Below are 19599 nucleotides of genomic sequence, written 5' to 3'. Positions count from 1 at the left end.
AAGCCGCGAAATTCGCGGCTTTTTTCTTTCTGTTTTGGGCCTTCCAGCAACGTTCTGTATCAGTGCCGCTGTTTGCGGTAAATGGTGTTGCGCGATACGCCCAGCGCCCGGGCGGCGGCAGACACATTGCCCTCATGTTCGGCCAGGGCGGCATTAATGGCGGCTTGCGTCACTGTGGCAAGGCGTCCATTGGCCATGGCGCAATCGGCTGACTCGCCCTCTTCGGCCACGGCCACAAAATCATCTGGCAAATGCTCAAGGGTCAGCTCGGCCTCATCCCCCGCCAGTACACACGCCGTATGCAGTACGTTGTACAACTGCCGGAAATTACCAGGCCATGAATATCCGAGGAACAAGTCCATCACCTGCGCAGACAATGTATAGCGCACCTGCGCAGTACTTTCGGTATTGAGCATTTTGCGGATGACAGCGGCCAGATCGGTGCGCTCCCGCGTCGGCGGCAATCGCACTGTCAGACCCTGAATGCGGTAATACAGATCAGCGCGGAACTCACCGGCTTGCACCATGGCAGGTAAATCGCAATGCGTGGCACAGATCAGTGCAATATCAACCGGGATCGCCTGGGCGCTGCCCAGTGGCATGACTTCGCGCTGCTGCAATACACGCAGCAACCGTGCCTGCAAAGCCAACGGCATATCACCAATTTCATCCAGAAACAGCGTACCGCCATGCGCCTGCACAATCTTGCCGCGGTGACCCTTCTGGCGCGCGCCGGTGAAAGCCCCATCGGCATAACCAAATAGTTCGGATTCGATCAGCGTTTCGGGGATAGAGGCACAATTCACCGCCACAAACGGTTTGTCTGCACGCGGCGAATCTGCATGCATGGCCTGTGCCAGCATTTCTTTGCCAGTACCGGTTTCTCCCGTGATCAGCACCGGCACATCACGCCCCAGCACCTTGCCAACGCGCTCCAATACGCGGGCCAATTGTGCGTCGCCTGTATTCAGATAACCCAGCCGCGACAGCCGCGGTGCCGGGCGGCCAACTGACGGCAACGCCCGCATGCGTAATTGCGCCCTCGCCTGTACCAGCACACCGTTGTGCAGACACAGCGGCATCCAGCCCTCGCCCGCTGCGTGACAACGCGCCAGCACTTGCTCCAGACCGGGATCAAACAACCGATCGAACTGCTGCGCGGCGACTTCATCATCCAGACCTAACTGGAAGCGGGCGCTGGCATTCATGGCCAGTAGTCGGCCATCCAGTGAAAATACGGCGATCCCTTCCATCAAGGTGCCAACGAACTCTCTTCGACCATGAAACCCCAAGTACAGCACATCAGTAAATGCGTCTCGCAGGAGCTGGTTTTCCAGAGTTTGCGCGGACATGCGGACCAATGACATGGTGTGCCGGTGATAGCCCCGGCAATCCCCGGTGACATCAATCACGCCAGAAAGGCCGCCCTGGGGGTCAAGAATGGGCACGCTGGCACAAGTCAGAAACTGGTTCGCTTTCAGAAAGTGCTGGTCGCCATGCACGGTGGCGGGTCGTAACTCAGCCAATGCGGTACCGATGGCGTTGGTGCCCTGGTTTTGTTCTGTCCACACGGCACCGGGCTGCAACGCCACCTTCTCTGCCTTGGCCAGAAAGTCATCATCGCCCAACGAATGCAACACCAGACCAGAGGCGTCAGTCAGCACGATCATGCTGTGCGTATTGGCAATCTGCTGATACAGCGTTTCTACCAGCGGCAGCGCGTGCTGGTAGAACAAACGGTGGCGGTCTACCTCTTGCGCCAGCGCGTTGGGCGTGAGCAGGGCGTAATCCGGACGGGCATTCTCAGACAAGCCAAAACCGCGAGAGCGGGCATGAGCACTTTGCAGCGTGGCAATATCCAGCGGCAAAGCGTACGCCAGTGAGTCACCCGCAGCGGGGGACGGGGAAGCAGTATGAGGCACCGCAGCATTCCTCAAGTGTATAAATCCATGTTGCAGTGCAACCAGATTTTTCTTTCAAATCAAAGCCTTGAGTGTTCACAACTCAATGTAACACCTGTTGCAATATGGCGCAAAAGCGGCGTTGTACACGGTGGCGAGTCCAGAAAAACAATTTTGATATCAATGACTTGATGAATCTTCACCGGATCTTCACCACGTGGCACGCCCCTTGCAATAAACCGGTTAGCCCCGCCCGGGCTGGTACAGGTGTGACGCCTGACCCACTCAAAGAGGAGAACCGGTCAAATGAACCACGCTGAGATGAAGTTTTTGAACTTGCCGTTTCCGTACCGCAAACAATATGACAACTACATTGGCGGCAAGTGGGTTGCCCCAGTCGATGGCGCGTATTTCGATAATGTCTCTCCCATTACTGGCGAGCCATTCTGCCAGGTGCCACGCTCGCAAGCCGCTGATGTAGAACTGGCGCTGGATGCCGCTCACGCTGCCAAAGGTAGCTGGGGCAAGACTTCACCTGCCGAACGCGCCAACATCCTGAACAAGATTGCCGACCGGATGGAAGCCAATCTGGAATTGCTGGCTGTGGCCGAGACCATCGATAACGGCAAGCCCATCCGCGAAACCCGCGCAGCAGATATCCCGCTGGCGATTGACCACTTCCGCTACTTTGCCGGTGCGGTACGGGCGCAAGAAGGCGGCATCTCGGAAATCGACCACACCACCATTGCGTATCACTTCCATGAGCCACTGGGCGTGGTCGGCCAGATCATTCCGTGGAACTTCCCGATCCTGATGGCGACATGGAAGCTTGCCCCCGCCCTGGCTGCCGGCAATTGCGTGGTGCTCAAGCCCGCCGAGCAAACACCCGCGTCGATCATGGTGCTGCTGGATTTGATTGGCGATTTACTGCCGCCGGGCGTGCTTAACGTGGTCAGCGGCTTTGGCCTGGAGGCGGGCAAACCGCTGGCCAGCAACAAACGTATCGCCAAGATTGCCTTCACCGGCGAAACCACCACTGGCCGGTTGATTATGCAATATGCCAGCCAGAACCTGATTCCCGTTACCCTGGAACTGGGCGGCAAAAGCCCGAACATCTTCTTCGATGATGTGATGCGAGCCGACGACGCTTTCTTTGACAAAGCACTGGAAGGTTTTGCCATGTTTGCGCTGAATCAGGGCGAGGTATGTACCTGCCCGTCCCGCGCACTGGTGCAGGAGTCGATCTACGAGCGCTTTATGGAACGTGCGGTCAAACGGGTTGAGGCGATTCGCCAGGGGCACCCGCTGGATGGCAACACCATGATCGGTGCGCAGGCCTCACAAGAACAGTTTGAAAAGATTGTGTCTTACCTGGATCTGGGCAAACAAGAAGGTGCGAAATGCCTGACTGGTGGCGAGCCAGCCCGGTTTGATGGCGAACTGACCAAGGGTTACTACATCAAACCCACGGTGTTCGAGGGCAATAACAAGATGCGTATCTTCCAGGAAGAAATTTTTGGCCCCGTGGTGTCCGTCACCACGTTTAAAGACGAGGCTGAAGCCCTGGAAATTGCCAACGACACACTCTATGGCCTTGGGGCGGGCGTGTGGACACGCGATGTTAACCGTGCTTATCACTTTGGCCGCGAAATCCAGGCCGGCCGGGTGTGGACCAATTGCTACCACGCCTATCCGGCGCACGCGGCATTTGGAGGCTACAAGCAATCTGGCATTGGGCGTGAGAACCACAAGATGATGCTGGATCACTATCAGCAGACCAAAAATCTGCTGGTGAGTTACTCAGACAAGGCGCTGGGTTTCTTCTGATCCGACGTGATCTAACACTTCACGCTCAACACAAGGCGGGTTGTCATCTTGGCAACCCGCCGCCCACCCGCAAGGAGGCGCCATGGCAGACGCTGTCCCACGTGTCACAGCTACACCTGATGCACTCAAGTTGATTGACCAACTCAAGACGCAGCACGGCGAGTTGTTGTTTCACCAGTCCGGTGGCTGTTGTGATGGCAGCGCCCCCATGTGCTTCCCCAAGGGCGAATTCATGGTCGGTTCGTCTGACGTCTTCCTGGGCGAGATTGGCGGTGTGCCGTTTTACATGAGCGAGTCACAGTTTGCTTATTGGGAACACACGCAGTTAACCATTGATGCGATCCCGGGCAATGGCGGGATGTTCTCGCTGGAGCGGCCCACCGGGTTGCGTTTCCTGACCCGTTCAAGGCTGTATTCGGATGAAGAATGGGCATGGCTGGCACAACATCCGGCACCGCTGGCTGCCTGAACAATGGTGCCGCTGGCTTGTTTGTTTAATCCGCTTGCCAGACCGGCAACCAACCTGCTTCGCTCTCGGCGGACTGAAAAGCGGCAGCAACCCCGACGCCTGGCCATGCCAATAACTGGTCGCCCGCAACCAGCAATGGCGTCGTGCTGCGTACCCACGGTGCGATGCCGAGGGTTTGGGCGAGTGTTTTAAGCTGTTGCGCCGGGCCATCAGCCCGCAACCGGATCGTTCGTGCACCTTGCCATGGCGCCAGTTCAAACCCGGCCGCCAGATGCCGGGTGGCAATGCCGCCCTTTTCTACCGATTGCCAGGTCAATTGGCCACACCACGCCGATGTCGTGGTCGGGGCACCATCAAGCCAGTTCAGAGCCTGGATCGGTCCGGACTGGACATCCGCCCGTGTCACGTACAAGCGGTCCCGGTAACGCCGCACCGCCTGTTTACGCCAGATCAATGCGGGCTGACTATCCCCGGCGGCTTGCGTTGCGGTACGCCAGAGTTCGTCAAATGCCCGGGTATCTAGCACGAGGCCTTGCCCTGCCAGCCAATGACGCAAGGCATGGCGCAACCGTAACGGGGTGAGCGGCCCGTTCAACACGAAAGCACCTTCGACAACACAATGTGCCAAATCGCCCTGAGCGAGTTCATCCAGCAATGCTTGTGCTTCGGCGATATGCCGTGCGCTCCGCGTGATACTTTGCGCCAGCGAAGGAAATGCTTCCTGCGCAACCGGAATCACCTTGTGCCGCAAAAAATTACGGTCAAAATCGGTCTGCTGGTTGCTTTCGTCTTCGACCCACCGCAGCTCATGGGCCTGGGCATAGGCCAGTAATGCAGCGCGCGGCACGTCCAGCAGCGGACGCAGCAATGTAGTGCAATCACCGAGGGGACGTGAAACGGGCATCGCCGCGAGTCCTGGCAGGCCGCTGCCGCGTAGCAGATTCAGCAGCACGGTTTCGACTTGATCACCCTGATGATGGGCGGTCACCATGACGTCGACACGCGCAGCCGCAAACGCTGCATAGCGGGCATGGCGCGCGGCAGCTTCAATGCCGTGAGTACGTCGCTGCGCGAGCGTGACCCGCTCCACTACGCATGCCACCCCAAGGCTGGCCGCATAGTCGTGCGCAAACGCAGCCCAGTCGTCAGCGTGTGCAGACAGACCGTGGTGGACGTGAATGGCGGTTAATTCAAATGGGAGTGTGCTGCGAGCAGCAGCCAGAAGATGCAACAACACAACAGAATCAAGCCCGCCGGAAAGGCCAACGCAAATGCGGGCAGGCGGGCTTGTGTCTGTGCAAAAAGGCGCAAGGCGGGCGACGATCAAATCGCCCGACAAACGATCAGCCAGGATCAACTTCCTTGAACTTGCCATAAGCCATCAGGCGTTCAAAGCGGGTTTCCAGCAGTTCATCGATCGGCTTGTCCTGTACGGACTTGAGTGCGTCAGTCAGTGCTTTTTTCATGGCAACCATCATTTGCTGATGATTGCGATGAGCGCCACCTACGGGCTCGTTGATGATCTTGTCGATCAAGCCGAGTGTTTTCAGGCGGCCGGACGTGATGCCCATGGCTTCAGCGGCATCCGGCGCTTTTTCAGCTGTCTTCCACAGAATGGACGCACAACCTTCCGGAGAGATCACGGAATACGTGGAGTACTGAAGCATCATGACCTGATCGGCTACGGCGATAGCCAACGCACCGCCAGAGCCGCCCTCACCGATCACCGTACACACCACCGGCACCCGCAACGTGGTCATTTCAAACAAGTTGCGACCAATTGCCTCGGACTGGCCGCGCTCTTCCGCACCAATGCCAGGGTACGCACCCGGGGTATCCACAAAGGTGAGGATCGGCAGGTTGAATTTCTCAGCCAGCTTCATCAGGCGCAATGCCTTGCGATAACCCTCTGGACGCGGCATGCCAAAATTGCGGTACTGCCGATCCTTGGTATCGCGGCCCTTCTGATGCCCCATGACGATCACGCTCTGCCCATTGAAGCGGGCTACACCGCCCACAATGGCCGCGTCATCCGCATAATGACGATCACCATGCAGCTCTTCGAAATCGGTGAACAGGGCCTTGATGTAATCAAGGGTGTACGGACGCTGCGGATGGCGAGCCACCTGGCCGATCTGGGCCGCGGTGATCTTGCTGTAAATGGTTTTGGTCAGTTCCTGGCTTTTCTTTTCCAGGTGACCGATTTCCACAGAGATGTCGACTGCCGAATCGTCCTGCACATAACGCAGTTCCTCGATCTTGTTCTCGAGTTCGGCGATCGGTTGTTCAAAATCCAGAAAAGTGGTCTTCATGCTGTTTTTGTTTCCCTGAGAAGCCGCCAGGGCTTTGGGTATTGCGTAAGATTGCGTGGTGTTCCACTGTTGTAAAGCGCCCGCTCTAGCGGCTTTGGCGGCTTATTTGGTCTGGGGTGGAACCCAAAAATCACGCAACTATACAGCAACGTTCTGCCCTCCCCAAGCACGGCACGTCGGAGAAGCGGGCACATGGCCCTTCGGGGCCTCATGACAATTGGCTCAACCCTTGTTTGCCAAGGCTTTGCGGCAAATGCCTGCGCGCCAGCGTTGTCTACTTTGTAGCAGACCCCACCATTTGTCTGCCCAATCCCGGGCCAACGCGGCACTCAGGCATGCTCTGAACAAGGCTCACTGCCTCTCAAAGCGGTTTGCGGCTTTTCAGGCCGCCGGTGCAGCCAAACACGCAAATCAGCCCTAAAGTTCCCACGTGCGCTGCCGATAATTGGCATAATAAACGTTAATGCGCAGCCTGCCGTACCGGCGGGCGGGAAAGGTAACCATGAAAATAGACCAATCTGGCAAAGTATCCCTGCCGACGCCTTCGCGTTCCGACGCCAGTCGTTCGTCTTCGACTGCCAGTCAGTCCGCATCGACACAAGAAACTGCTGGCGCCGCCCAGGAAAACGTCACGCTGAATCCGGCTGCCGCGCAGCTGGGTCAAACTGACCAGACCGGTAGCGACAACAGCGTATTTGATAGCGATCGTGTTGCATCGTTGCGTCAGGCCATCAGCGAAGGCAAGTTCACCGTGCGCGCTGACAACATTGCCGACAAGCTGATTTCCAGCGTGCAAGACCTGCTGAGCCAGTAAATACTTGTGATGTCCGCAGCGGCCGTGTAAAACCGACTTGCGGACACACCCGAAACGCCCGCGTTATTGATTCCCTTCTTCGTAGCGACTACGCCCGTGGTTCAAACCCAATCCGTCATCGAATTGATCCAGAACGCTTCCACCGCACTGGAAGCGCTGCTCAAACTGTTGCATCAGGAACAGGACTGCCTCGTCAACAATCGCATTGATGAGCTCGGGGGTCTGCTTCAGGCCAAACAGCAAGCGGCTAACACCACCGAACAAGCCACAAGTCTTGTTGAGGCCTGGTTCTCTGCCAATGGCATTGCCAGCCAGCAAGCGGATGTCCAGCGCTGGTTTGAAGCCAACCAGCCCGACGGGATTGATGCCTGGAACAATCTGCGCGAGCAGGCACGTCAGGCTGCAGCCATCAACCGTAGCAATGGCCAGTTGATCGACACCCGTCGTCAATTGGTAGATGGTTTTGTAGCTGACCTGGTGCAAGACCGTGACGATGGCTCACAAGTCTATTCTGGTACCGGTCAGATCAGTGGCAGGCCAGGTTCCATCACCCGGGACAAAGCCTGATCTACTGGCTCCACCGGATAAAACAAAACAGCACGTCAATCACGTGCTGTTTTGTTTTGTATCCCGTGCGCTATCCATCAGTTGGTTGCCATGAGTGATCGCCCGCCTTCAAATCGTGCAGCAAACCATGGCGAATTCAGCGACTCCACCTTGATATGCCCTTTGCTGGATGGCGCGTGAACAAATTTGTTGTCGCCGATATAAACACCCACATGTGAATACGGCCGCCCAAGCGTATTAAAGAACACCAGATCACCGGCTTGCAGATTTTGCCGCTCTACTGGCCGGGACAAGCGCGCAATTTCTGCTGCGTTGTGCGGCAGTTTGACGCCGAGCGCGTTCTTGTAGATGAAATACACAAGGCCAGAACAATCAAGCCCGGCTTCCGGGTTGGCCCCACCAAACTGGTAGTTCACGTCCAGCAGGCTCAGCGCGTAAAGGACAACTTCCTGCCGATCTTCCGAGGGCACCTGAATCGTGCTCACACTCCGGTCAACCGGGCGACTGGCACTTGTTGTCTGGGCGGGGCGACTGACGGGCGTTGAGGAGCAACCCGCCAAAAGCAGCAGCAGCGCCGTCAGCAATACACCTCTTCGTCGGCAAACAACTGACTTCATGGCAGACCCGCTGGATACAGATGCTTGCGATTGTAACTGGCTACCAGCCAAAAGCCAGGCCCTGCCCTGCAAAAACCGCGCTGGGCAACAGTTCATTGCAATGGAAACTGTTTCTCATCTAATCAGTTTCTGGTCATTTCAACCTGATGTTCTACTTTTAAGGCAAGGCTGACGTTAGAAAGCCCGTGATGACTATTTGCAACCTTGAATTGAGGTCAACATGCCCTGGAACAATCTTTTTGAGGATTTTTTGGGTCGTATGCGCAGTCATGGCATTCCCCTGCGTTTGCAGCTCTGGAATGGCAAACATTTTGATTTGCACCCGGAACCACGCGTTACCCTGATTGCCAATACTGCCGGTAGCCTGCGCCATGTCATCAACCCCACTCTCGATACGCTTGGCAAAGCCTATGTCGAAGGAGAAATCGACCTGGAAGGTCACGTGCTGGACGTGGTGGATATCGCGACACAGCTGGCTGCCGCTGAAGGTGACGATACCCGCACCACGCCGCGCGCCGGCCGGCATTCTCGCGAGAGTGACAAAAATGCCATCGGTTATCACTACGACGTATCCAATGAGTTCTACAGCGCCTGGCTGGACAAGGAAATGGTGTATTCCTGCGGTTATTTCCGGACAGAAAGCGATACGCTGGATCAGGCGCAAATCCAGAAGATTGACCACATTCTGAACAAGATTAATATCCAGCCCGGCCAGACACTGCTGGATATCGGTTGCGGCTGGGGCGCGCTAATGGTCCGCGCGGTCAAGCAGTACGGCGCACGCGCCGTGGGCGTGACGCTCTCGCAAAACCAGTACGAATACGCCAGGGAACGAATTGCCCGTGAAGGCATTGCCGATCGCTGCGAGGTACGCCTGCAAGACTACCGGGATGTCACTGGCCAGTTTGACCGCATCACCAGCGTGGGTATGTTTGAACATGTGGGACTGAAGAACCTGGAGTCGTACTTTCGCCGCATCCACACCCTGCTGGCTGACGGTGGCGTAGTGATGAATCACGGCATTACCAGCACGGATGTCAATTCTGGTGATACCCCATTTGGGGGCGGCGACTTTATTGACCGCTATGTATTCCCGGACGGCGAGTTGCCCCACATTGCGCTCACGCTCAAAGAGATGTGCGCTGCCGGGCTGGAACCCATGGATGTGGAAAACCTGCGTCGCCACTACGCACTCACACTCAAACACTGGGCCGAACGTTTCGAGGCACACAGTGAGCACATGCGCAAACTGGCAGGAGAACAGAAATACCGCATCTGGCGCGTTTATCTGGCTGGCTGCGCATACGGATTCATCCATGACTGGATTTCACTGAACCAGATTGTGGCCGTGAAGGCCGGCGGCCCCGGGATGAACCGTTTGCCGCTCACGCGCGAGTACATGTATACCGGCCGCTAACCTCGGGACACAGCAATACCGGCAACAAAAAAAAAGAAGGGGGCGGACCTCACGGTACCGCCCCCAGGCTTTTCAGGGAGAGTCAATTACACTTCAGGTTCATCAAACTTCGTACTTCAGGTACTGCTACTGCTACTGCTATTGCAGGTCCTGCCGAACCTGCAATCAAACCAGACCGTTTACCGGATGCCGCCGGCAATCAGCCCAGATTGATCGGAACAAAAATCCTGGCATCACCACGCTGCACCAGCAATGCAACATGGTCACCTGCTTTGGATACCAATGATTTCAATTGATCTGCACTAATAACGTTGGTGCCGTTAATCGCTAATACAACATCGCCAGGTTCAATACCTGCCTGAGCGGCAGGACCGGCCACCTGTTCCACCACAAGGCCACCGGCAATGCCGGATTCCTGTTTTTCATCCGGCGAGAGCGGGCGTACCGAAATACCCAGCCGACCATGATCCTGCGACGGGTTAGCCGAGGCCACCCTGGTGTCCTTCGCTTCGCCCACTTTGGCGGTAACATCCAGCGTTTTGCCGTTACGCCAGACCTGCATGGTGGCATCGGCCCCTGGCGCAAGGTTGGCAATGGCCGGCGGCAACTCACTAGAGTTATCGACCGTTTTACCATTGAGCTTGAGCACAATATCACCGGCTTTCAGACCAGCCTTCGCTCCCGGGCTATCCGGCTCAACGCCGCTCACTAGAGCACCCGACGGTGTTTTCAGGCCAAACGACTGCGCCAGCGCCTGATTCACGTCCTGGATGGTGATGCCCAAACGGCCGCGCGTGACCTTGCCATGCGCCACGATCTGTTGTTCCACATTTCTGGCAATGTCGATCGGAATCGAGAACGACAAGCCCTGGAAACCGCCACTGCGCGAGTAAATCTGCGAGTTGATGCCGATGACTTCACCATTCAGATTGAACAGCGGGCCACCCGAGTTACCCGGGTTGATCGGCGCATCGGTCTGGATAAATGGTGTGTAGCCTTCGTCCGGCAGCGAGCGGGATTTAGCCGAGATAATCCCCGCCGTCACCGAGTTCTCAAAACCAAATGGAGAACCAATGGCCAGGACCCAGTCCCCAACGTGTGAACCAGCGGGTTCGCCCAGCTTCACCGTCGGCAAATTGTCAGCCTTGATACGCAATACGGCAATGTCAGTTGCCTTGTCGGCGCCCAGCACCTTGGCGGTGAATTCGCGTTTATCGGTCAGCTTGACCGTGACTTCGCTAGCATCTGCCACCACGTGGGCATTGGTCAGAATCAAACCATCCGGGCTGATGATGAAACCAGAACCCAGCGCATGCATGGGTTGCGCCTGGTCACCTTCCCCACCTTGTGGGCCAGGGATACCAAAGCGACGGAAGAAATCATAGAAAGGATCGTCCGGATCGACACCGGGCGATTGCTGCGTGCGGTTGGCTGTTTTGAGCTGGCCAGTCACGCTGATATTCACGACCGCCGGGCCGTAACGGCTGACGATATCGCTGAAATTGGGCAGGGACATCTGTGGCGAGGCCACACCGGTCACCGCTTGCGCGGCGACCGGTTGCGCACTGGCTGCCGCTTCCGGCAACAGGTGCGGGTTCATCTTTGCCACGGAGAAGCCAAGTACCCCAGCCAGTGCCAACGCAACAGCAGAGGTTTTCCAGGATCGAGGTGTCTTCATGGTGTTGCTCCTTTGCAGTCATCTTGGTGGACCGTTGCATCGGAGATTAAAACCGCCAGGCTTAAACAAGCCTTAAAGCCGCAGAACGAATGTTCATGCAGGCTGATTTTTGGGGGTAAATATTACCTCTACTGCCAGACCACCTAATGGCGAACTGCCCAGCACGACCCGGGCAGACTCCTTATGGGCCAGCGTTTTGACAATCGCAAGACCTAGACCGCTACCCGCCGCCGTTTCGCCAGGGCGCCGGTAAAAGCGATCGAACACGCGTTCTTGTTCCTCTGCAGGAATACCCGGCCCGCTATCGCACACTTTGAACACGGGCTGCCCTTGTGCCGTCAAACCGGTCGAGACATCCACTTGCCCACCTTTGGGTGTGTAACGGATGGCATTGCCAATCAGATTGGCAAACATGGTACGAACCGCTTCCCGGTCTGCCACAACGTGCGCGGTGCTGGCTGCAGGCTCAAGGCCTATATCCAGCGCGTTGGCTTCGGCCAGCGGCAAATGATCGGCCAGCACCTCGCCAGCCAGTTCGGCAAGATCAATGTCGCTCAGATTCTGGTTGCGATTATCGGGTTCAGCGCGCGCCAGCGTCAGCAGTTGTTGCAGCACATGTGTGGCGCGGTTCAAACCCGACTGCAGGGATTTGAGCGCTGCACGCCGTTCTTCGTCACTACCGGCACGCTCCAGCAATTGCAGCTGCAATTGCAAAGCGGTCAGTGGCGTACGCAGTTCATGCGCCGCGTCGGCCGTAAAGGTACGTTGCGCATCCAGCGTGCGGCCTAGCCTGGTCATCAGCATATTGATGGCGTTGACCAGCACCCCCGCTTCGACCGGCACCCGATTGTCTTCGATCGGTTCAAGCGCCGTGGGCGTACGCGCGGCCACCATGCCGGCCAGTTCTTCCAGTGGTTTTAATCCACGCCCTACCGCCAGCCAGCCAATCACCGCCAGCAAAGGCAGCATGGCCAGAAATGGCATGGAAGTACGGATCGCAGCCATCAGCGCCAGCTGGTTACGAATCCGCATGGGTTGCGCAACTTGTATCACCTCTGCGCCCAGAGGAATCGAAAATGCCCGCCAGGTCCCGTCCCGGGTTTCGACCGTGGAGAACCCAAGCTGCGCTTGATCCGGCAACACACGGTTAGGGTGCGACATGTAAATACGGATACCGCGTTCGTTCCAGACCTGAATCACGAAATCGAAATCACCGCGATCATTTGATGGCGCGGGCAGTGCCCGGGCAAAGCTCTGATCACGCAACGCCAACGCCATCTGCCGCAATTGATAATCAAACAGCGTATTGGCTTCCTGGCGGGAACGATAAAACGTAATGCCCGCACCCAGCGCGATGGCACCGCACAGCACCGCCAGCAGCGATGCCACCAGTTGTCGGCGGATCGAGATCATGCGGCAGCCTTGGGTACGAAATAACCGACACCACGCAGATTCTTGATCCAGTCTGGCCCCAGTTTGCGGCGCAAGGCGTGGATATACACTTCGACGGTATTGGAGCCGATCTCTTCGCCCCAGCCATACAAGCGCTCTTCCAGTTGTGCGCGCGACAGCGGCACGCCCGGGCGCTCTGCCAATGCTGCCAGCAAGGCATATTCACGCGCAGACAATGTCACCGGCTCACCCTTGAGCAAGACTTCACGCGTGGCCGGGTTGATACGCAACTCGCCCAGATCAATCACCGGGTCAACGCGACCGGCATGGCGGCGCAATACTGCACGGATACGTGCAGCCAGTTCATGCAGATCGAACGGTTTGACTACGTAGTCATCCGCCCCGGCATCAAGGCCTTCAATCCGGTTTTCCACTGTATCCCGTGCAGTCAGGATCAGCACCGGGCGGCCATCTTGTCGCCGCCGCATGCCCTGCAACAATTGCAGACCGGATTTGCGAGGCAAAGAGAGATCCAGCAGAACGAGTTCGTGCTCGCCGCAGTTCAGCGCGGTCTCCCCTTCGCCGCCATCACGGGCCCAGTCCACCGTCATGCCCAAGGGCTTGAGACCTTGCTGTACCGCCTCTCCGATCATTGCGTCGTCTTCTACCAGCAAAACCCGCACTGCTATTCTCCCGTTACACGATGACGCCTGTGACGCGCGCCTGAATGATCTGTATTGTAGCGAGCACCATTACGATTGGCGCAAGCCTCAACCGATCATAACCCGAATGCCGACTTCTTCCCGCCATGTTGCCATGTTGTTGTTCTGGTCCGCGCTCGCGGGCGTAGGCGGCGCGCTGGCAACCTGGCTGTTCCGCGAAATCATCTCGCTGTGCTTGTACTGGATCAATGGCGCCCAAGGCTTCGGCCTGGTCGAAACAGCGCGCGCATTGCCAGTGTGGTTGAGAGTGAGCTTACCCGCTGCAGGCGGCCTGGCCGCCGGATTGATATTGCAATATCTACTGACCGAGGCCCAGCGACGGGCCCGTGTCGATTACATGGAAGCCGTCACGGTCGGCGACGGTACAGTCAGTATTCGTGGCAGCATTGTGCGCAGTTTTTCATCACTGCTGAGCATTGTGTCTGGCGGCTCGCTCGGACGGGAAGGCTCAATGGTGCAACTGGCCGCGCTGGGTGGATCATTGCTGGGTCAGATCACCCGTATGCCGACTGGTGAGCGCCGGCTGCTTGTGGCTTGTGGCGCTGCCTCCGGGATGGCGTGTGCCTATAACGCCCCTCTGGCCGGGACGCTGTTCGTGGCAGAGATCGTGCTGGAATCCATCGCCATGCCCAGCCTCGGGCCGTTATTGATTGCTGCAGTGATCGGTAATCAGTTGTTTCATCACCTTTGGAATGCAGCCCCGATCTTTGAGATTCCGCCACTGGGCTTTGTCTCGCCGTGGGAAATGCCGGGCTACATCACCCTCGGACTATTATGCGGCGCGCTGGCCCCTTGTTTTCTGGGCCTGCTGAATGGTGCACGCAGAGGCTTTGCAGGGCTCAAACTGCCGCTGCCCGTCACACTGGCACTGGGCGGCTTGATCGTAGGGGTGATTTCGCTGTGGCGGCCCGAAGTCTGGGGGAATGGTTACAGCGTGGTCAGCGAGTTATTGAAAGGTGCCTGGCCCTGGCACATGGTGTTGGTGCTGTTGCTGTGCAAAGCAGCCTCGACCAGCGCCAGCATTGGCTCAGGCGCAGTAGGTGGGGTGTTCACACCGACCCTGTTTATGGGGGCAGCCATCGGCGTGCTCTTCGGCATGGCGTCGCAAACGCTGTTTCCACTTCATGTAGCCAGCCCAACAGTCTATGCAGTGCTCGGCATGGGCGCATTTCTGGCCTCAGCCACGCAAGCTCCGCTCATGGCCATCGTCATGATTTTTGAAATGACACGAGACTATGAAGTGGTTGCGCCACTGATGGTGGCCTGCGCACTGGCGTGGTTTGTTTCACGCTGGATGGGCGCGCCGACCATGTATCACTCTGGCAAGGAGAACGCGCCGCCCGCAGCGTAAATCATGGCTACGCAGAGATGAAAAAAGGCAGCGCCAGGCGCTGCCTTTTTTATGCCCTTGCCCGGCTTATTTCTTCAGGCAAGTACTCATAAAGGACTTGCGTGCATCGCCCTTCAGACTCTGCGCAGAAGCATCCGCATTACAAGACTTCATCTTGTCTTGCTGGGTGGCCGGGACCGAGGCCGCCGGTGCGCTGGCAGTGGCTTTCAGACACGTGCTCATGAAGGTATTGCGCGCATCGCCCTTGAGCGATTTGGCAGTGGCGTCGGCATTACACGACTTCATCTTGTCTTGTTGTGAGTTGGCAGCCATCACCTGGGTGGACAGCAACAGTGCGACAGCCAGCAGCGAAACACGAACGATCGTCATGGGAGTTCTCCTTATCAGGCTGCGGCGGGGCAGCGCTTGCCAGTGTAGCCAATTCACACAGGATTATCGCAAGGTACTCTGTAACATTGTTTTCAGCGCCACAACAGCCATGCGTCCGGCATCGAAAGCCTGCCGTTATCTTCCCTTCAGATCAAAACGGGTTACCCAGCGTGAGGTAATAACGCCACTGCCGGTTATCACCATACGCTGCGCCCAGATAAAGCGGCCCGAGGAATGAATCCACCGCAATAAACCCGACACCAGAGTAATGCCACCTTTCATCACCGACATCGAGGGCGGAGGTATACATTTTTCCGGATTCAGCCGCCAGGCCGATCATGGTGCGCTTGCTTTCCGTATTCAAGAATGGCAACGGTCGATACAGTTCCAGCCGTCCATAAATGAACTTGTCACCAATCAAACCTTGATATGGGTAGCTGGACAAATTCAGGAAACCACCCAACCAGCCAGTATCGATAAACGCATCATCCCCATTGCGGGTTGCCTGCGCTTTCACCAATACATAACCGCTGGTTTCGTCCAGAGAAAACGCCTGCCGCGCGTTGATAATGGCCCGGCCGTAGCTGGAACTCTCTGATGCGCCGCTCACCGCCTGATAGGCGCTGATATGCACCTGCGTGCCACTTGTGGGGAAATCGGCGTTATCCAGCTGATCAAAACTGAAGCTGGCGCGCAGGCCATAGTCGGATTGATACAGGTCAGGTAACGGCACAATGCCATCGCCTGTCCAGATGCCACCCACTACGCCACTGGCGTGCGCATGTTCTGCCATGATCCCGATACGGGCCTCCCCATAACGCGAGAACCCCGAGCCCAGATCAACCCCTGCCTGCTGCTTGTACAGACGGAATTGTCCGATCTCCGTATTGCCCTCGTACACCGCCAGGGGGCTGGACTGGATGGAGAAATTCGGTGCAATAAATGCGTATCCATCAATTTGCAGCGGTTGATAGAACTCTCCCGCCAGCGCCATGGTATCGCCAGCACGCAAAGACACCGAGGCCTCAGCCCCCAGCGCATTGAGCCAGGTCCGGCGATAACGCGCCAGCAACGCGTAGGGCGACGCATTTTCAAAGTCCGTACCCAGTGCAATACCAAAATTGAGGTAATTCGGACCCCAGTCTTTTTCAACGGGAATCAGCCGCAATTTCTGGCCGGCGCCGTCATCCAGAAGTTCGTAGTCCAGCTGCGAAAAATCACCCCGCGCGTACAGGCGTGACAGTTGATCGTGGAAATCCCCGCTATCGAGGTTCTTGCCCAGTTCGACATCGACATTCCGGCTCAGCACATCCGGATTAACACGATTCATGCGTTCGACCTGAATGCTGTCAATCGGCTTGGGTTGCAGACGCCGGTCCTCGCGCGCCTGTTCCCATTTATCGTACTGGGCCTCCGGCAAGGCATAACGTTGCAGGTTCACCAATTGCTGGCGCGTGGCTTTTTCGCCGGCAAGGATAAAGTCCTTTGCTTTGGCAAAGTCCGTACTTTCGAGATTGCCCAGTGACGGCGTGATCAACACGTCATCCTGCTTGAGACTGGCAATCTGCGGGCGCTGGTTCTGTACGATCATCAAGCGCGTGTACTGCGCAGCAACGTCAAAAATGGTGTTGATACCATCACGTTTGAGTGGGGGTGAAGCCACATCGACGGCAATCACCACATCGGCACACATCTTGCGGGCAACATCCACCGCCAGGTTGCGTGACAAACCACCATCAACCAGCAAATGTTCACTTCGCGCGACGGGTGGAAACACGCCGGGAACCGCCATGCTGGCGCGCATCGCGGTCACAAGATCGCCATCCCCCATCACCACCATCTCGCCGGTTTCCAGATCGGTTGCGATTGCGCGAAACGGCACGGTCAAATCGTCAAAACTCCTGGCTGTGCCGCCATAGGTGAGATCACGCAACAGGGTTTCGATTTTCTGGGTATCAATAGCTGACTTGGGGAGCGCCAGCGAGCCATCGTCTTTGACACCCAGATCAATGGGCGCCAGATGCATATTGTCATCTTGCTTCTGGCGGTAGGACATCTGCTGCCGCGGCAAGCCTGACTGGAACAAGGTATTCCAGTCTGTCTGCCCCGAGCGGTCGATCATGGTGTCGGCAGTCTGCCCTGCGGCATAACTGCCGCCGACCAGCGCACCAATGCTGGTCCCGACCACGCAATCAACCGGAATGTGGTTTTCAGCCAGTACCTTGAGTACACCAATATGTGCCAGACCTCGTGCGCCACCGCCCCCAAGCACAAGGCCAATCCGTGGGCGATGCGCCGGTGCGGATCCATCGCTGGCCGCTGGGGCGTCTTGCGCCAGCGCCGGCATTGCCGCAAACAGACCCGCCGCCAACCAGAGCCACTTTGTCATTCGCCCGATCTGCATATTCGCCATTTGGTTTTCATCCGGCATTGCCCGATGTATTTACGTTATTCGATATTCGGGCGCGATTCTAACCGAGTGCGTTTAAAAGCACGCATAAGGAAATACACAATCACAACGAATATTGTCGGCTGGGCATCACGGTTTTTCAGGTATGCGCTACTGTGCGCCCCGGTAACAACACTGAGAAAATCGGCAGCTTTACATTCATTGCCAATAATGAATGGACAGTTGGCATTTACGGATAACAAATCATGATTGCATTGCAACTGGCAGTGGTTCTGGCCGCCATTCTGATCGGGGCCAGACTGGGTGGGGTCGGTTTGGGCGTGATGGGTGGCCTTGGCCTTGCCTTGCTCACGTTTGCATTTCACCTGCGTCCAACCACCGCACCGATCGACGTACTCTTGATGATCCTTTCCGTCATCACCGCAGCCGGATGCCTGCAAGCCGCAGGAGGGATGGACTGGCTGGTTCGAATGGCAGAGCGCCTGCTCCGGCGCAACCCCAAGCGCATTACCTTCTTTGCGCCGCTAGTCACTTACACATTTACCCTGTTTGCCGGCACGGGCCACGTGGCGTATTCGGTGCTGCCAGTCATTGCTGAAGTAGCCAGGGATTCGGGAGTCCGGCCAGAGCGCCCGTTGTCCATCGCAGTCATTGCTTCACAAGTGGGCATTACGGCCAGCCCGATCTCCGCGGCGACTGTCACACTGCTGGCCATGCTCGCTCCATCTGGCGTGGGTTTAAGCCAGATCCTGCTGGTCGCCATTCCTGCCACCCTGCTCGGCGTGTTTGCGGGTGTGCTGGTGGCGAGCAGGCTGGGGGTAGAACTCAAGGATGACCCGGTCTACCAGGCCAGACTGGCATCTGGTGAGATCACACCCTCGCACGCCCATGAGGAGCAACCGGCCTTGCCGCGCTCGGCATTCGTTTCAGTCATCGTTTTCTTGCTGGCTGCGCTGTCTGTTGTCGTATTGGGCTCGGTCGATAGTCTGCGACCCCAGTGGGATGTTGGCGCGCAGGCCGTCAAGCTGGATATGCCAACCGCCATCGAAATCATCATGCTGTCCGCCGCCGCACTTATTCTGCTGCTGGGCAAGGTAGATGCAGACAAAGTCGTACGTGGCAGTGTGTTCCGCGCGGGCGCTGCCGCAGTGATTGGTATCTTTGGCATTACCTGGATGGGCGACACGTTTATCCAGGCCAATATGTTGTTTTTCTCGGCCGAGATCAAAACCATTATCACGGCGGTGCCATGGCTGTTTGCATTGGCGCTGTTTGTGATGTCCATCCTCTTGTACTCACAGGCAGCCACCATCCGGGCACTGATGCCACTGGGCATGGCGCTCGGATTATCAGCCCCCACCCTGATCGCCATGTTTCCGAGTGTGAACGGCTATTTCTTTATCCCCAACTACCCTACGGTGATTGCCGCGATCAACTTTGACCAGACCGGAACAACCCGCATCGGCCGGTGGTTGCTGAATCACAGTTTCATGCTGCCGGGTCTGGCCTGTTCAGTGGTCAGCGTGGCCGCAGGGTTTGGCCTGGTGCGGCTCGTGTTCTAGATCGCAGCCCGGCGCTTTCAGGCTTGCCTGATTTTGTTGCGGTCATGATGACGGCATTGTGGGCGTATGACTGCCTACGCCCACACCCTGAATACCCATCTGTTGCCTGCGACAGCACTCACGCCCGTACACATCGGCTCGCTTCACAATCCTGCGCAGGAAATGCTCTTGAGTGTTTTCGGGCAAGGCTG

Annotated in this window: 16 protein-coding genes; 7 read left to right on the top strand and 9 right to left on the bottom strand. The window is 57.2% G+C overall.

Features of this window, described 5'->3' with window-relative positions; translation table 11 throughout:
- Window positions 1–59: 59 nt before the first annotated feature.
- Entirely contained in the window at window positions 60–1922 is a 1863-nt protein-coding gene (locus IEX44_RS16580; protein WP_229679244.1) for a sigma-54-dependent Fis family transcriptional regulator, read from the bottom strand.
- 285 nt (window positions 1923–2207) lie between these two features.
- Here IEX44_RS16580 and adh point away from each other — a divergent pair, with 285 nt between their 5' ends.
- The gene (gene adh, locus IEX44_RS16575; RefSeq protein ID WP_188696523.1) at window positions 2208–3728 is read left to right on the top strand and encodes an aldehyde dehydrogenase; all 1521 of its coding nucleotides are present in this window, start codon (window positions 2208–2210) and stop codon (window positions 3726–3728) included.
- Between the two features lie 82 nt (window positions 3729–3810).
- Window positions 3811–4197: a DUF779 domain-containing protein gene (locus tag IEX44_RS16570; RefSeq protein WP_188696521.1), complete on the top strand. Its 387-nt coding sequence runs from the start codon at window positions 3811–3813 to the stop codon at window positions 4195–4197.
- 25 nt (window positions 4198–4222) lie between these two features.
- Here the strand turns inward: IEX44_RS16570 and tilS are convergent, their stop codons facing one another.
- Complete coding sequence (gene tilS, locus IEX44_RS16565; RefSeq protein WP_194468911.1) at window positions 4223–5572, bottom strand: tRNA lysidine(34) synthetase TilS; 1350 nt, start codon at window positions 5570–5572, stop codon at window positions 4223–4225.
- Entirely contained in the window at window positions 5541–6509 is a 969-nt protein-coding gene (locus IEX44_RS16560) for an acetyl-CoA carboxylase carboxyltransferase subunit alpha (RefSeq protein ID WP_188696516.1), read from the bottom strand. The genes tilS and IEX44_RS16560 overlap by 32 nt, the downstream gene beginning before the upstream one ends.
- A gap of 502 nt (window positions 6510–7011) precedes the next feature.
- Between IEX44_RS16560 and flgM the strand changes: the two genes are divergently transcribed.
- Window positions 7012–7323: a flagellar biosynthesis anti-sigma factor FlgM gene (flgM, locus tag IEX44_RS16555; RefSeq protein ID WP_188696512.1), complete on the top strand. Its 312-nt coding sequence runs from the start codon at window positions 7012–7014 to the stop codon at window positions 7321–7323.
- A gap of 96 nt (window positions 7324–7419) precedes the next feature.
- Window positions 7420–7890 carry a flagella synthesis protein FlgN gene (locus IEX44_RS16550; RefSeq protein WP_188696509.1) on the top strand — a complete coding sequence of 157 codons (471 nt, stop codon included), beginning with the start codon at window positions 7420–7422 and terminating at the stop codon, window positions 7888–7890.
- A 77-nt stretch (window positions 7891–7967) separates the two neighbouring features.
- Here the strand turns inward: IEX44_RS16550 and IEX44_RS16545 are convergent, their stop codons facing one another.
- Window positions 7968–8375, bottom strand: coding sequence for a C40 family peptidase (locus tag IEX44_RS16545; RefSeq protein WP_229679243.1), 408 nt, complete (start codon window positions 8373–8375; stop codon window positions 7968–7970).
- 352 nt (window positions 8376–8727) lie between these two features.
- On the opposite strand from IEX44_RS16545, the gene IEX44_RS16540 reads away from it, so the two are divergent.
- Window positions 8728–9924: a class I SAM-dependent methyltransferase gene (locus IEX44_RS16540; RefSeq protein ID WP_188696503.1), complete on the top strand. Its 1197-nt coding sequence runs from the start codon at window positions 8728–8730 to the stop codon at window positions 9922–9924.
- Window positions 9925–10123: 199 nt separating this feature from the next.
- Here IEX44_RS16540 and IEX44_RS16535 read toward each other — a convergent pair whose 3' ends face one another.
- The 3 genes from IEX44_RS16535 to IEX44_RS16525 all read right to left on the bottom strand — a co-directional run bounded on the left by IEX44_RS16535 (window position 10124) and on the right by IEX44_RS16525 (window position 13677).
- A complete protein-coding gene (locus tag IEX44_RS16535; RefSeq protein ID WP_188696500.1) occupies window positions 10124–11602 on the bottom strand; it encodes a DegQ family serine endoprotease in 1479 nt (492 codons plus the stop codon).
- Window positions 11603–11695: 93 nt separating this feature from the next.
- Window positions 11696–13015 carry an ATP-binding protein gene (locus IEX44_RS16530; RefSeq protein WP_188696497.1) on the bottom strand — a complete coding sequence of 440 codons (1320 nt, stop codon included), beginning with the start codon at window positions 13013–13015 and terminating at the stop codon, window positions 11696–11698.
- Window positions 13012–13677 carry a response regulator gene (locus tag IEX44_RS16525; RefSeq protein ID WP_188696494.1) on the bottom strand — a complete coding sequence of 222 codons (666 nt, stop codon included), beginning with the start codon at window positions 13675–13677 and terminating at the stop codon, window positions 13012–13014. Before IEX44_RS16525 ends, IEX44_RS16530 begins: the two co-directional genes overlap by 4 nt.
- 106 nt (window positions 13678–13783) lie before the next feature.
- Between IEX44_RS16525 and IEX44_RS16520 the strand changes: the two genes are divergently transcribed.
- The gene (locus IEX44_RS16520; RefSeq protein WP_188696491.1) at window positions 13784–15067 is read left to right on the top strand and encodes a ClcB-like voltage-gated chloride channel protein; all 1284 of its coding nucleotides are present in this window, start codon (window positions 13784–13786) and stop codon (window positions 15065–15067) included.
- Window positions 15068–15133: 66 nt separating this feature from the next.
- On the opposite strand, the gene IEX44_RS16515 is transcribed toward IEX44_RS16520, so the two are convergent.
- Together IEX44_RS16515 and IEX44_RS16510 are read right to left on the bottom strand one after the other, a co-directional pair.
- On the bottom strand, window positions 15134–15436 hold the full coding sequence (locus IEX44_RS16515; protein WP_188696488.1) for a PsiF family protein: 303 nt from the start codon (window positions 15434–15436) through the stop codon (window positions 15134–15136).
- 151 nt (window positions 15437–15587) lie between these two features.
- Window positions 15588–17825, bottom strand: coding sequence for a patatin-like phospholipase family protein (locus IEX44_RS16510; RefSeq protein ID WP_188696486.1), 2238 nt, complete (start codon window positions 17823–17825; stop codon window positions 15588–15590).
- 266 nt (window positions 17826–18091) lie between these two features.
- Between IEX44_RS16510 and IEX44_RS16505 the strand changes: the two genes are divergently transcribed.
- Window positions 18092–19408, top strand: coding sequence for an anaerobic C4-dicarboxylate transporter family protein (locus IEX44_RS16505; RefSeq protein WP_188696483.1), 1317 nt, complete (start codon window positions 18092–18094; stop codon window positions 19406–19408).
- The last annotated feature ends 191 nt before the right edge of the window (window positions 19409–19599 follow it).

It is taken from the genome of Silvimonas amylolytica (assembly GCF_014645555.1).
Lineage (GTDB): Bacteria > Pseudomonadota > Gammaproteobacteria > Burkholderiales > Chitinibacteraceae > Silvimonas > Silvimonas amylolytica.
Note: the sequence above shows the minus strand (reverse complement) of the source record. Positions and strands in the feature narration are given on the sequence as shown.